Consider the following 12,655-nt stretch of genomic DNA (forward strand, 5'->3'; position numbering starts at 1 on the left):
GGCGTGATAAGGAGATGATTGAGTTAAAAATCGGGCGATTTTTAACTCAATCATGGGGAATTCAGGACGAAGGTGTTAAACGTTTAACTCAATTGAGCGTGAGGATGCGGGCACGGAGGGCCTCGGGGGTGCCGAGGTGGTGGGTGGCGATGAGGAGGGTGCGCGAGCCGAGGGCCTGGAGGGTGAGGCGCGCGGCGGCTTCCCGAGAGGCATCATCGAGGTTGGCGAAGGGCTCGTCGAGGATGACGAGGGCGGCGTCATGGGCCAGCGCTCGGGCCAGCTCGATGCGGCGGCGCTGACCGCCGGAGAGCTGGGCGACGGGGCGGTAGAGGAGGCCGGGCGCGTCGGGAAGGAGGGCGTCGGCCAAGGCGGTGCCGCGGGCACGCTCGGCGGGGTCGCGGGCGGTGAGGGCGAGGTTCTCTCGACCGGTGAGCTCCTCGACGAGACGCGGCTCTTGGAACACCATGCTCACCCGGGGCGGCTGTACCTGAACAGCGCCCGCATCAGGCCGCTCGAGTCCCGCTACCAGGCGCAAGAGCGTCGTCTTCCCGGTGCCAGAGGGCGCCATGACGCAGAGGCGGCCGCCAGGTTCCACGTCGAGCGAGAGGTCGTCCAGCACGAGGTGGTCGTCGAAGGACTTGGCGACGCCGCTCAGCTGCACGCGGGCGCCGGGCATGGAGTCGGGGGCGGGTGCGGTAGCTGGGCCGCCGGCGTTGGCACCGGCGGCGGGCGAGGGCGCCGGCGCGCTGGGCGAAGCGTGCGATCCGCCGTCCGGGCGCTCGCGCAGGAGGAGGCGGGGCAGGCGGGCGAGGGCGTCGATGAGCGCCACGACGGCCCTCTCGCAAAGCCAGCCCAGGGCTATCACCGCCACCGTCCAGGCAATGATGTCGGCGGTGTCGAGCGAGAGCTTCGCCAGGTAGATGTGCTCGCCGATGGAGCGCGCGGGCAGGCCGATGAGCTCGGCGGCCACTCCCGCCTTCCAAGCCATGCCGACGGCGGTCTTGGCGGCGGCGCGCAGGAAGGGGGCGGCCTCGGGCCAGCGCACGCACGTCCAGCGGCGCAGGCGCGGCACGGAGAAAACGGCCAGCATCTCGTCGAGGGCCCGATCGCGGGCGCCGCGTGCCTCGAGGGCGGCGAAGTAGAACGGCGGCGCCACCACGAGCCCCACCACGAGGGAGGTGGCGCGATTCGCGCCGGCCCCTACCAGCAGCAGCGCGATGACGCATACGACCGGCGTGCTCTTCACCACGTGAAGGAGCGGCGCCAGGAAGTCGCGCACGCTTGCCCAGCGCGCGGCTGCGGCGCCGGCGGCCAGCCCCAGGGCGCAGGCCACGGCGAACCCGAGGGCGATCCGCTCGAAGGAGCGTGCCGTCGCCGCCCAGAACGCAGGGTCGGCCAGGTTGCGGGCAAGGGCGGCGGCTGCCTCGACGGGGCCGCAGAGCAGGAGCGCGTTGCCCACGGCCAGGGCCGCCAGCTGCCAGAGCGCGAGCCAGGCGAGGACGATGGCGCCGCGCCGTGCGACGCGGCGCAGGCCGCCGCCCTCGCGTTCGCTCCGGTCCCCTTCCATCGCTCCCTTCCGCATGGCAGGCTAGCCCAGGTAGTAGAAGTCGTCGTCGGGAAGCTGGCCGCCGATGGCCTGGGGCGCCCGCTCCTCCAGCATGGCCAGGTAGCCGGCGAGGGCATCCTGCATCTCGGCGCCGGTCAGGCAGACGATGCTGCACTGGGGGATGGCACGCTCCGCCACGGCCGCGCTGCCGACGATGCCCAGGTCGACCACGGTCGGCGCCACGGCGGCAGGGTCGTTCACGGCGGTGGCGGCGGAGGCGCGGTGGGCTTCCACGAAGGCGGCGACGGCCTGGGGGTGTTCGTCGATCACCGCGGCGCGGGCCACGGTGACGCCGGTGACCAGGCGTCCGAAGACGCGCGCCGACTGGTCGCTGCGCGCTGCCAGCAGGTCCCACTCCTCGGTGAGGTCGAGCACCGTGCGCAGCGTCTCGTTCTGCGCGAGGGCGGCCGTGGCGTAGGGCTGCGGCACGATGCCCACGGCGCTCGGGTCGGCGGCGAGGAGCGCCACCACCTCGGCCGGCTCGGAGCGGTATTCCAAGGTGAGGGCGTCGAGCGGCACGCCCGCGGCGTCGAGCAGGCACTCGAGCGTGTACTGCGGCACGGTGCCCTTGCCGGTCAGGTAGACGGTGCGGCCGGCCAGGTCGGCCATCGACCGCACGGATTCGTCGCCGGACAGGCCGTAGAGGACGCCGAGCGTGTTCACGTCGATGACGCGGATACCGCCGTCCGTACGCTGGTAGAGGGTGGCCGCCAGGTTGGCGGGGATGAGGGCGATGTCCACATCCCCGCTGGCCAGGGCGGGAACTATCTCATCGGCGGTGCCGGCGATGGTGAAGGCATAGGCCGGCGACTCACCGGAGGCTGCGGCGTCGCCCATCGCAGCGGGCGCTGTATCGCCCTGGCTGGGGTCCGGCGCGGCAGGGTCGTCGTCAGCGGAAAGCCTGTCGCTTTCAGCGATGAGCGACGCCAGGCCGATGGAGGTGGGGCCCTTGAGCGAGGCCACGCGCAGCGTCACGGGTTCCTCGGCCGGTGCGCCGCCGGGCGCCGGGTTGTCGGTCGAGGGGGAGGGCGCAGGGCTTGCGCATCCCGCGATGGTGAAGACGGCGAGCGCCGTCAGCGCGGCGAGGAGGAGGGCGGCGATTCGGCGCCTCGAAGGCGTGCGCGGCGTGGCGAGGGTCATGCGGTTCCTTTCCGTGCGTCGGTATGGCCGAGCATTCTAGCACGGTGTCTTCCGATGCCTGTGCGCCGCAGGCCGAAGCGCCCGCCACCGGCGTCAGGGGGAGCGGGCGGTAATGATAAGGTTGCGCGTATCAGTCTTCGCACCCCCCGAGGAGTAGGAGGAAGCGACATGCCCCTGATGGAGATCGAGAGGCCGACGGCTGCCCAGGCGGCGATGGCCGACGTGCGAGAGGAGCTGGCCCGCCGCGCGCGTTCCGGATCGGCAGGGGCGTGCCCCGTGGAGCTGGCCGGCGCGCTCGTGGGCCTGTGCGCCGCGCAGTCCTGCGGCAAGTGCGTGCCGTGTCGCGTGGGCCTGGCCCAGATGGCCGCGCTCATCGGCCGTATCCTCGACGGCGGCGCCGATGCGGCCGACCTGCGCACCTTGGAGCGCACGGCCCGCGCGGCCTATGAGAGCGCCGACTGCGCCATCGGCTACGAGGCGGGCGCCGCGGTGCTGCGGGCCCTGGACGGCCATGCGGCTGACTTCGCCTCCCATGTGGGGTGCGGGCGCTGCGCCGCCGGCCCGCGTGAGGCGGTGCCCTGCCGCTCCGGCTGCCCGGCGCACGTGGACATCCCCGGCTACGTGGCCCTCGTGCATGCCGACCGCCCGGCCGACGCCGTGCGCCTCATCCGCAAGGACAATCCCTTCCCGCTGGCCTGCGCGCTCATCTGCGAGCACCCCTGCGAGGTGCCGTGCCGTCGCGGCGTGGTGGACGCGCCGGTGGGTATTCGCGGCCTCAAGCGCTACGCGGTCGAGCGTGCCCCCGAGGCCTTCGACCCCGCCAGCCCCGCCGCCGCGCCCTTCCGCCATCCGGCCACGGGTCGGCGCGTGGCGGTGGTGGGCGGCGGGCCTGCGGGTCTCACCGCCGCCTACTACTTGGCGCTCATGGGACACGCGCCCGTCGTCTTCGAGCAACGCGACCGCCTGGGCGGCATGATGCGCTACGGCATCCCCGCCTACCGGTTCCCGCGCGAGGAGCTCGATCGCGAGCTGGATTGGCTGCTGGCCCAGGGGATCGAGGCGCGCACGGGCGTGTCGGTGCCCGGCGACGTGACGTTGACGGCCCTGCGCGAGGAGTTCGACGCCGTGTACCTGGCTGTCGGCGCCCACGCGGAGAAGCGCCTGGGCGTTCCGGGCGAGGACGCAGAGGGCGTGCTCTCCGCCGTGCAGATGCTGCGCGCTATCGGCGACGGGCTCCAGCCGGACTTCTCCGGCGAGCGCGTGGCCGTGGTGGGCGGCGGCAACGTGGCCATGGACGTGGCGCGCTCGGCGGTGCGCCTGGGCGCGGCCAGCGTAACCGTGGTCTACCGGCGCCGCGCGGAGGACATGACCGCCCAGCGCGAGGAGGTGGAGGGCGCCATCGCGGAAGGCTGCGACATCCTGGCGCTGCACGCCCCCCTGCGTGTGGTGGCAGAGGGTGGGCGCGTGACGGGGCTGGAGGTTCAGCCCCAGGTCATCGGCGCCTACGACCGCGGCCGTCCGAAGCCGCGCGCCGCCGATGCGCCGCCGATGACGCTGCCCTGCGACCGCGTGCTCGTGGCTATCGGCCAGGGCGTGGACTCAGACGGCCTGGTCGATGACGGCGTCCCTGTGGAGTGGGGCCGGGTAGTGGCCGGTTCGTTCGGCCAGGTGGAGGGGCTGCCCGGCGTGTTCGCCGGCGGCGACTGCGAGACGGACCCCGCTACGGTCATCCGCGCCATCGCGGCTGGCAAGGCGGCGGCGCGCAACATCGACGCCCACCTGGGCTTCAGCCACGACATCCGCTTCGACGGCGACATTCCCGCCCCGGCGGGCGGAGGATGCGGGCCCTGCGGGCGCGCGGACGCGCCGGAGCGCCCTGCGGCCGAGCGCCGAGGCGACTTCGCCCCGGTGGAGGGCTGCCTGACTGACGAGGAGGCCGCCCAGGAGTCCGGCCGGTGCCTGCGCTGCGACCGCTTCGGGCTGGGCGCGCTGCGCGGAGGAAGGAGCCTGTCATGGTAAGGGCCATCATCAACGGAGCGCCCGTCGAGGCGCCGGAGGGCGCGACCATCCTCGCGGCTGCCCGCGCGGCGGGATTCCGCATTCCTACGCTGTGCACGATGGAGGGGCTCTCCGACATCGGTGCATGCCGCGTGTGCGTGGTGGAGGTGGAGGGCCGCGAGAGGCTGGCCGCCGCCTGCAACACGCTGCTCGAGGAGGGAATGGCGGTGCACACCGACACGCCGCGCGTGCTCGAGGCGCGTCGCGTGAACGTGGAGCTGCTGCTCTCCCAGCATGATGCGCGCTGCGCTCTGTGCGTGCGCAGCGGCAACTGCGTGCTCCAGTCGCTCGCGCGCGATCTCAACGTGATGGACGTCCCCTACGAGACCGCCATCACCCGCGATGCGTGGGATGCCAGCTTCCCGTTCATTCGCGATAGCGCGAAGTGCGTGCGCTGCCTGCGCTGCGTGCAGGTATGTGCGAAGGTGCAGGGCTGCGACGTGTGGGACGTGCGCAACCGCGCCACGCGCCTTGACGTGGCCGTGCGCGACGGCCTGCCCATCGACCAGGCCGGCTGCGTGCTCTGCGGCCAGTGCGTCACCCACTGCCCGACCGGCGCTCTGCGCGAGCGAGACGATACGGCGGCGGTGCTGGCCGCCCTCGCCGACCCGAACGTGGTCACTGCGGTGCAGGTGGCGCCGGCCGTGCGTACCGCCTGGGGTGATGACCTGGGAATTTCGCGTGAGGAAGCTACGGAGGGCCGCCTGGTGGCCGCCCTGCGCGCCCTCGGTTTCGACTACGTGTTCGACACCGACTTCGCCGCCGACCTCACCATCATGGAGGAGGGGTCGGAATTCCTGGAGCGCTTGGCGCACGCCGGGGCGGCGGGCGCCGCGGAGGGCGGTGCCTGCGGTGCTGCCGGGGCGGCGGGCGTCGCGGGGGCCGGCCCTGGCGCCGTGCCCGCGCTGCCGATGTTCACCTCGTGCTGCCCCGGCTGGGTGCGCTACCTGAAGGCGCATCGCCCGCAGTGGCTGGGGAACCTGTCCTCGGCCAAGTCGCCGCAGCAGATGTTCGGCGCCACGCTCAAGGAGTACGTGGGCCCGAAGCTCGGCATGGACGCCGACGGCCGGCGCGTCTTCTGCGCGTCGATGATGCCCTGCGTGGCCAAGAAGTACGAGGCTGCGGTGGGGGAGATGGCGCGCGGCGACCAGCCGGACGTGGACGCCGTGCTCACCGTGCGCGAGCTGGCGCGCCTCATGCGCGTCAAGCAGCTGAGCCCGGCTGCGCTGGGCGAGTCGGCCTTCGACGACCCCATGGGCGAGGGCACGGGGGCGGCGGTCATCTTCGGCGCCACCGGCGGCGTGATGGAGGCGGCCCTGCGCAGCGCCTACGCCCTGGCGGTGGGAAAGAACCCCGACCCGGACGCCTTCAGCGAGGTGCGCGGCCTGGACGGCTGGCGCGAGAAGACCTTCGACCTGGACGGCACGCCGGTGCGCGTGGCCGTGGCGAGCGGCCTGGCGAACGCTGCCCGGCTGCTGGACGCCCTGGAGGCGGGCGAGGCGGCGTACGACTTCGTGGAGGTCATGGCCTGCCCCGGCGGCTGCGCGGGTGGCGGCGGGCAGCCTATCCGCGAAGGACGCGAGCTGGCCGGTGAGCGCGGCCAGGTGCTCTACGGCCTGGACCGTCAGCGCCCCACGCGCTTCAGCCACGAGAATCCCCAGGTGGCAGCTGCCTACGATGAGTTCCTGGGAGCCCCTCTCTCCGAGAGGGCCCACCACCTCCTCCACACCTGCCAGGCCGACTGGAGCCTCTAACTAGTAGGGGGTGCCTTTGCGGGCACCCCCTACTTCGCGTGCAGCGGCTTGCCTTTCCTGCGCGCGCTTTCTCCGGAGGCGCGCCCGAGGCTTCTCGCGTCCCGCTCGCCTTCCCTGATCCCCCCGGGGGCTCTCCGAGTGCGAGCCTACTTCTCCTTCGGCTTGCTCAGCGTGACGGCCTTGGTGGGGCAGTGCTCTGTGCAGTCGAGGCAGCCGGTGCAGTCCTCCAGGTCACGCGGGGTGGCGGTGGCGACGCAGAGGTCCTCCGGGCAGACGGTGGCGCACGTGCGGCAGCCCTCGCCGTAGAGGCACTTCCCCGCGCGGGCGCGCGGCCGCGGCAGGAACGGGAGCCGCACGTGCAGCTTGGCCATGACCCTGAAGAAGAAGCCAAGCGGGCAGATGGCCGCGCACCAACGCCGCAGCAGGAACACCTCGGCCAGCAGCATGGCGGGGAACGCGATGAGCTCCCAGCCCGGCTGCCAGGTGACGAACATGCGGCTCGCCGCGAACAGCGTTCCGAACGCCAGCCCGATGGGGCAGAACAGGCAGAACGCGGGGAAGTGGACCACCAGCGATACCGCCAGCAGCACGGCCAGCACCAGGCCCTGCGCCGCCAGGCTGCTGCGACCGCGCGCGGCGTTGGGGTCAGCGCCGGCACGGCGTCGACGGTCGCTGCGGGTGCCATGGGTGCCGCGTCGGCGGGCGCGGTGGTGGCGGAGGTTGCGGGTGCGTCGGCGGTCGCCGTGGGCGTGGTGTCGAGTGCGGCGCCCACGACGCCTGCCGCCACGGTTCCCGACGCCGCGCTGCTCCCGTTCTCCAGAACCGCCGCGGCGTTCGGGCGCGTGACCTGCGCGTCGTTGGCCTTTCCTGTGCCCTCCGCCCCTTGGGGGGCGGCGTTGTCCTTATCCATCCCCTTCATCTCTTTCCCCCTTGGTTCTCGTGCTCGGACCCCTTCGCGGACACGCAGAGCCAGGCGCTCCTGCGAAGGGCGCCCGGCCTTGCGGAGGCCGGGCGGCGCCTCGTCAGTCCAGCATGTCGTTCAGCAGCAGCGCGTCCTCGCGGACGAAGGCCGCAGTGAAGCGGGCGAGCGACGGGTAGAAGCCGTCCGCGCCGTCGGCCGATGCCGCAGCATCGAGGTCGATGCAGAAGCGATCGACCCAGCTCAGCAGGTGGCTCTGAGCGAATGCCAGCGACTGGCGCACCGTCTGGTCGGCCGCTTCGTCGCCGGAGGCGTCACCTGTCGTGAGGAAGGACTCGGCTCGGTCGGCTAGCGTGGCCATGAAGGCTAGTTCCACGGCCAGGTGGTCCTCCGGCTCGGTGAAGGAGGCGTCCTTGGCCAGGTGCTGCTCGCGGTAGGCGCGCACCACCTGGGCGTAGGCGTCCTGCATCATGATGCCGCGGTCGCTCGTGTACACCGACTCGTAGGGGAAGGCGTGGCGCGCGGTCAGCGGGCCCATGCCGAAGAACACCCGGTCAAAGGTGACGGCAAGCTGCTCAAGGGCGGCCTCGTCGGTGTCAGCGAGCGCCGTGCGCATGGTATCCAGCGCCTCGACGAGGGTCGGGTCATCGCTCGCGAAGGCGAACTCGCTGGTCAGATCGCGGGCCAGGGCGTTGTCTACCTCGCTGCGGTAGCAACGTGAGGGCAAGCGGTAGACGTTGGCGCGGCTGGTCATGAGCGCAGCCAGCGCCGCGCGGGCCTGCGGGTCGAGCGCCGGTGCCGTGGGCTCGGCGCCGGCTGCGGTCGCCGGCGCGGTCGCGGAGGTGTTCTCGGGCATGGGTGACTCCTTCCATCGGACGGTTTTCGGCGCCCTTCCGCGGCTTGGCGCAGCAGGAAGGGCCGTTTCTGGTCATTTCGTTCGAAATTCCGAGAGGGAGCGGGCTTTGCCGGCGTCTTTTTTGATGGTTGCGACTGGTCGTTTTTTCCGACCTGGGCAAACGTTGTCAAGCAAGGTGTTGGAGGGTTGCCATGCCTCGGAATTTCGAACGAAATGGCCAAATTTCGGCGAAGAACGTGCATTCGGCTGCACCTTCCGCAGTCGGGAGGTGGCGCGCCATCGGGGGGGGGCGTCGGGGTGCCCGCCAGGGGAGGGCTCGCCAGGAACAGTACGCTTCGGCCGGGGTTCCTGCCAGGGGGGGGGCTCGCCAGGGGGTCTCCCACCAAGGGGCGCTCGGCGTGAGGCGGCAGGGCGGGGGCGACTCGACGCGCCCGGCTTGGCGCGCAAGCCCCCGGCGCGGGAGCTCGCTCGGGGGGGGGTGAAAACGGGAGAAGCCGGAATCTCTAGGGGGTGAGATCCCGGCTTCTCCTGTGCTTCAGACCAATACCTATATTAGACTATATCTAACAAAAGTCAACAGAAACGCGAAGCCTGTCCGCAAAATGCTGGCGCCGGTCGCGTCGTGCCGGTCACGCAACACAGCCTTCCCTGCCTAGAAAACTCCTGGAAACATTCGGCCTTTAGCTTGATAGACGGCAGTTGAGAGGGAGGCTCTCGATCTCGCGTGGTATCTTTTCCAGATACGCGTCCGCGGCGAGCAGGGAGCCGACCGGGACACGGAGACAAGTGAGGAGCGTACCCCGATGGCGAAAGTCTCAGACATCTACGGATCCATGGTGTTCAACGAGCACACGATGCAGGAGCGCCTGCCCAAGGCCACCTACAAGCAGCTCATGCGAACCATCAAGGAGGGCGTGCCGCTCGACATCGACGTGGCCAACGTGGTCGCCCATGCCATGAAGGAGTGGGCCATCGAGAAGGGGGCCACTCACTACACCCATTGGTTCCAGCCCCTCACCGGCATCACCTCCGAGAAGCACGACGGCTTCATCGACCCCACCGACGACGGTCGCGCCATCATGACGTTCTCCGGCAAGGAGCTCATCCAGGGCGAGCCCGACGCGTCGAGCTTCCCCTCTGGCGGCCTGCGCGCCACCTTCGAGGCCCGCGGCTACACCGCGTGGGATCCCACCTCCTACGCCTTCATCAAGGACGAGGTGCTCTGCATCCCCACCGCCTTCTGCTCCTACACCGGCGAGGCCCTCGACAAGAAGACGCCGCTTCTGCGCTCGATGCGCGCCATCGAGGATCAGGCCCACCGCGTCCTCGAGCTGTTCGGCGATGATGCCGCCACCCGCGTGACCACCACCCTCGGCGCTGAGCAGGAGTACTTCCTCATCTCCGAGAAGGACTACGAGAACCGCCTCGACCTGGTGCTCACCGGGCGCACGCTGTTCGGCTACCCGCCGTGCAAGGGCCAGGAGCTCGAGGAGCACTACTTCGGTGCCATCCGTCCCACGGTCAATAACTTCATGAAGGAGCTCGACGACGAGCTGTGGAAGCTGGGCGTGTCGGCCAAGACCAAGCACAACGAGGTGGCCCCGGCCCAGCATGAGCTGGCGCCCATCTTCGCCGAGACCAACCGCGCCATCGACGAGAACCTGCTCACCATGGAGGAGATGAAGCTGCTTGCCAGCCACTACGGTTTGGTGTGCCTCCAGCATGAGAAGCCCTTCGAGTCCATCAACGGCTCGGGCAAGCACAACAACTGGTCCATCTCGGCCGGCGGCAAGAACCTGCTCGACCCCGGCGAGAACCCCATCGAGAACCTGCGCTTCCTCGTGTTCCTCACCGGCGTCATCCAGGCGGTCGACGAGTACCAGGAGCTGCTGCGCATGTCGGTCGCCAGCGCCGGCAACGACCATCGCCTGGGCGCCAACGAGGCGCCCCCGGCCATCGTGTCCATCTTCCTGGGCGACGAGCTGGGCGCCGTGGTGGACGCGCTGGTGGACGACCATGACTACACCTCGGCCGAGCGCGTGGCCATGGACCTGGGCGTGGACGTGCTGCCCAACTTCCTCAAGGACAACACCGACCGCAACCGCACGAGCCCCTTCGCCTTCACGGGCAACAAGTTCGAGTTCCGCATGCCCGGCAGCGCGCAGAACCTGTCGGACAGCAACATGATCCTCAACACCGCCATGGCCAAGTCGCTCAAGGAGTTCGCCGACACCATGGAGGCCGTGCCGGCCGAGCAGTTCGAGGCCGCTGCCATCGACTACATCAAGCGCACGCTGACCGACCACCAGCGCATCATCTTCAACGGCGACGGCTACTCCGACGAATGGCCCCTGGAGGCCGCCCGTCGCGGGCTGGCCAACAACCGCACCACGGCTGACGCGCTGCCCTGCCTGGTGGCGCAGAAGTCCATCGATCTGTTCGAGGAGTTCGGCGTGCTCTCCGAGACCGAGGTGCGCAGCCGCTACGAGGTGAAGCTCGAGAAGTACAACAAGATCATGAACATCGAGATCCGCACCATGAAGCGCCTGGTGCGCCGCGACTACCTGCCGGCCATCAACAACTACGCGGCCGAGGTGGCGCGTAACATCTTCCAGGTGCGCGGGGTCATGGCCGATGCCGACCTGAGCCCGCAGGAGGCGCGCCTGCGCCAGCTGACCGAGGGCGCGGCTCGCGTCAACGTGCTGCTCGAGAAGCTGCACGAGCTGCACTACGCCTCGCTCGAAATCACCGACCAGCAGGAGCGCGCCAACATGAACGCGCACGAGATCATTCCCGTCATGGACGACCTGCGCGCGGCCGTCGACGCCATGGAGATCATCGTCGCCCACGAGCACTGGCCGGTGCCCACGTACAACGAGATCCTGTTCTACGCGTAGGAACGCGCGGAACAGAGGGGCCCCGGCGCCAAGCGGCGCCGGGGCCCCTCTTGCGTGAAGGCGTGAGTGGGGCACGCGCGAGGAAGCGGCGCCCCACTCACGTTCGACCAGGCCGCCCGACCAGGCCCCGCTGCGGGCGCCCGTGGGCTCACCGAGCGGCGCCCGCCCCCCCCGTTGCCTACAAGTCGCAGTTGGCGTGCGCCCCGGGGCAGGCGGCGCGGCGCACCATCCAGGTGAGCACGGCGGCTGCCAGCAGGGCGACACCCACGGGCAGCAGCGTGGCCAGCAGCTCGGCTGGCGCGGGGACGTAGGCCGTGGCCAGCCCGAAGGTGGCGTCCCAGTCGAGGTAGCGGCCGGTCGAGATGGGGTAGGGCCCGGTGGTGTAGGGCGTCCCCGACAGCTGGAGGTACAGCGACGGCGCGTTGTACGCCGGGTACAGCAGCATCATCCGGTGGGCGAGGATGCCCGCCATGGTGAGCACGGCCGCCGTCGCGCACCACGGCCGGCTGCCCTTGCGGCCCACGGAGAACAGGATGGCCATGGCTATGGCGGGAAGCACCAGCTCGCTCGCGTACAGCGGCGCGTAGGCGCCCAGCACATCCAGCACGCCGCCGGCTTGCGGCGTACCTTCGGCGACCACCAGGGCCAGGTCGGCCAGGGCGAGCACCAGGTGCGCCGCGATGGCCCAGGCGCAGAAGCGCGCCAGCCACGAGACGGCCCCCGCGGCCCCGGCGCCCTCCTCGGCGGGGGCGGCATGGTCGGCCCTGGGGGCCTCGGCCGCGCCCTCATTCCGCAGCCGGCCGCTCACGCAGGCGATGAGCAGCATGAGCGCCGAGCCGCTCACGAAGGCCACGGCCAGGAAGTCCACCGGCATGATGGGCGTGGCCCACCAGCTATGCGCGCTCTGCGTGGAGAACAGCAGCCCCTCCACCACCTGGAGCGCCACTGCGGCCACGCCGGCCAGCACCGCCCACAGCTGGGTGCGCGGGGACTGCCGGGCCATGGCCACCAGCTCGATGACGGCCAGCACGATGAACGCCGTCATGGCGATCATGTCCCAGGCCAGGGGCGAGCGCAGGTTCAGGCCCACGATCATGGCCAGGATGTTGCGCAGGGCGCCCAGGTCGGCCAGGATGGCCACGCCGGCGCCGGCCACGCAGGCGAGCCCCCACGTGGCGGCGGTGCGCGCCAGCGGCCGCAGATCCTCGCGGCCGGTCAGCCAGATGGCGCTGGCCACCAGCTGCGAGCCGGCGCCGAAGCCTACCAGGAAGGCGAACATGGCTATCATGACGCCCCACAGGAAGATGTTGGTCATGCCCGAGTGGGCGAGCAGGCCCCCCGAGAGCTGGATTCCCCAGCCGACGGCGCCGGCGACCAGCAGCACGGCGCCGACGATGCCCACGATGCGCGTTGACTTCTCCATGA

Annotated in this window: 8 protein-coding genes; 3 read left to right on the top strand and 5 right to left on the bottom strand. The window is 70.8% G+C overall.

Going from position 1 to position 12,655, the window contains the following annotated elements; translation table 11 throughout:
• Positions 1-88: 88 nt before the first annotated feature.
• Both D1643_RS02035 and D1643_RS02040 read right to left on the bottom strand, forming a co-directional pair.
• Positions 89-1,567 carry an ATP-binding cassette domain-containing protein gene (locus D1643_RS02035; protein WP_160708105.1) on the bottom strand — a complete coding sequence of 493 codons (1,479 nt, stop codon included), beginning with the start codon at positions 1,565-1,567 and terminating at the stop codon, positions 89-91.
• A 21-nt stretch (positions 1,568-1,588) separates the two neighbouring features.
• Positions 1,589-2,746 (bottom strand): ABC transporter substrate-binding protein, encoded by a 1,158-nt coding sequence (locus D1643_RS02040; RefSeq protein WP_160708107.1) that lies wholly within the window; start codon positions 2,744-2,746, stop codon positions 1,589-1,591.
• Positions 2,747-2,914: 168 nt separating this feature from the next.
• On the opposite strand from D1643_RS02040, the gene D1643_RS02045 reads away from it, so the two are divergent.
• Together D1643_RS02045 and D1643_RS02050 are read left to right on the top strand one after the other, a co-directional pair.
• The gene (locus D1643_RS02045; protein WP_160708109.1) at positions 2,915-4,765 is read left to right on the top strand and encodes an NAD(P)-binding protein; all 1,851 of its coding nucleotides are present in this window, start codon (positions 2,915-2,917) and stop codon (positions 4,763-4,765) included.
• Positions 4,759-6,558, top strand: a complete 1,800-nt coding sequence (locus D1643_RS02050) for a [Fe-Fe] hydrogenase large subunit C-terminal domain-containing protein (protein WP_160708111.1) — start codon at positions 4,759-4,761, stop codon at positions 6,556-6,558. The genes D1643_RS02045 and D1643_RS02050 overlap by 7 nt, the downstream gene beginning before the upstream one ends.
• Positions 6,559-6,704: 146 nt before the next feature.
• Here the strand turns inward: D1643_RS02050 and D1643_RS02055 are convergent, their stop codons facing one another.
• A complete protein-coding gene (locus tag D1643_RS02055; RefSeq protein ID WP_370520261.1) occupies positions 6,705-7,157 on the bottom strand; it encodes a 4Fe-4S binding protein in 453 nt (150 codons plus the stop codon).
• Between the two features lie 423 nt (positions 7,158-7,580).
• Positions 7,581-8,333 carry a molecular chaperone gene (locus tag D1643_RS02060; protein ID WP_236643305.1) on the bottom strand — a complete coding sequence of 251 codons (753 nt, stop codon included), beginning with the start codon at positions 8,331-8,333 and terminating at the stop codon, positions 7,581-7,583.
• An 803-nt stretch (positions 8,334-9,136) separates the two neighbouring features.
• Here D1643_RS02060 and D1643_RS02065 point away from each other — a divergent pair.
• Positions 9,137-11,230, top strand: a complete 2,094-nt coding sequence (locus D1643_RS02065) for a glutamine synthetase III (protein WP_160708113.1) — start codon at positions 9,137-9,139, stop codon at positions 11,228-11,230.
• A 178-nt stretch (positions 11,231-11,408) separates the two neighbouring features.
• On the opposite strand, the gene nrfD is transcribed toward D1643_RS02065, so the two are convergent.
• On the bottom strand, positions 11,409-12,653 hold the full coding sequence (gene nrfD, locus D1643_RS02070; protein WP_160708115.1) for an NrfD/PsrC family molybdoenzyme membrane anchor subunit: 1,245 nt from the start codon (positions 12,651-12,653) through the stop codon (positions 11,409-11,411).
• Between the last annotated feature and the right edge of the window lie 2 nt (positions 12,654-12,655).

The organism is Enterorhabdus sp. P55, assembly GCF_009911695.1.
Taxonomy (GTDB): domain Bacteria; phylum Actinomycetota; class Coriobacteriia; order Coriobacteriales; family Eggerthellaceae; genus Enterorhabdus.

Bases quoted from the DNA above. Each gene is read 5' to 3' on its own strand.
- D1643_RS02035 (WP_160708105.1), bottom strand. From the start codon at position 1,567: ATGGAAGGGGACCGGAGCGAACGCGAGGGCGGCGGCCTGCGCCGCGTC.
- D1643_RS02040 (WP_160708107.1), bottom strand. From the start codon at position 2,746: ATGACCCTCGCCACGCCGCGCACGCCTTCGAGGCGCCGAATCGCCGCC.
- D1643_RS02065 (WP_160708113.1), top strand. From the start codon at position 9,137: ATGGCGAAAGTCTCAGACATCTACGGATCCATGGTGTTCAACGAGCAC.
- D1643_RS02050 (WP_160708111.1), top strand. From the start codon at position 4,759: ATGGTAAGGGCCATCATCAACGGAGCGCCCGTCGAGGCGCCGGAGGGC.
- D1643_RS02060 (WP_236643305.1), bottom strand. From the start codon at position 8,333: ATGCCCGAGAACACCTCCGCGACCGCGCCGGCGACCGCAGCCGGCGCC.
- nrfD (WP_160708115.1), bottom strand. From the start codon at position 12,653: ATGGAGAAGTCAACGCGCATCGTGGGCATCGTCGGCGCCGTGCTGCTG.
- D1643_RS02045 (WP_160708109.1), top strand. From the start codon at position 2,915: ATGCCCCTGATGGAGATCGAGAGGCCGACGGCTGCCCAGGCGGCGATG.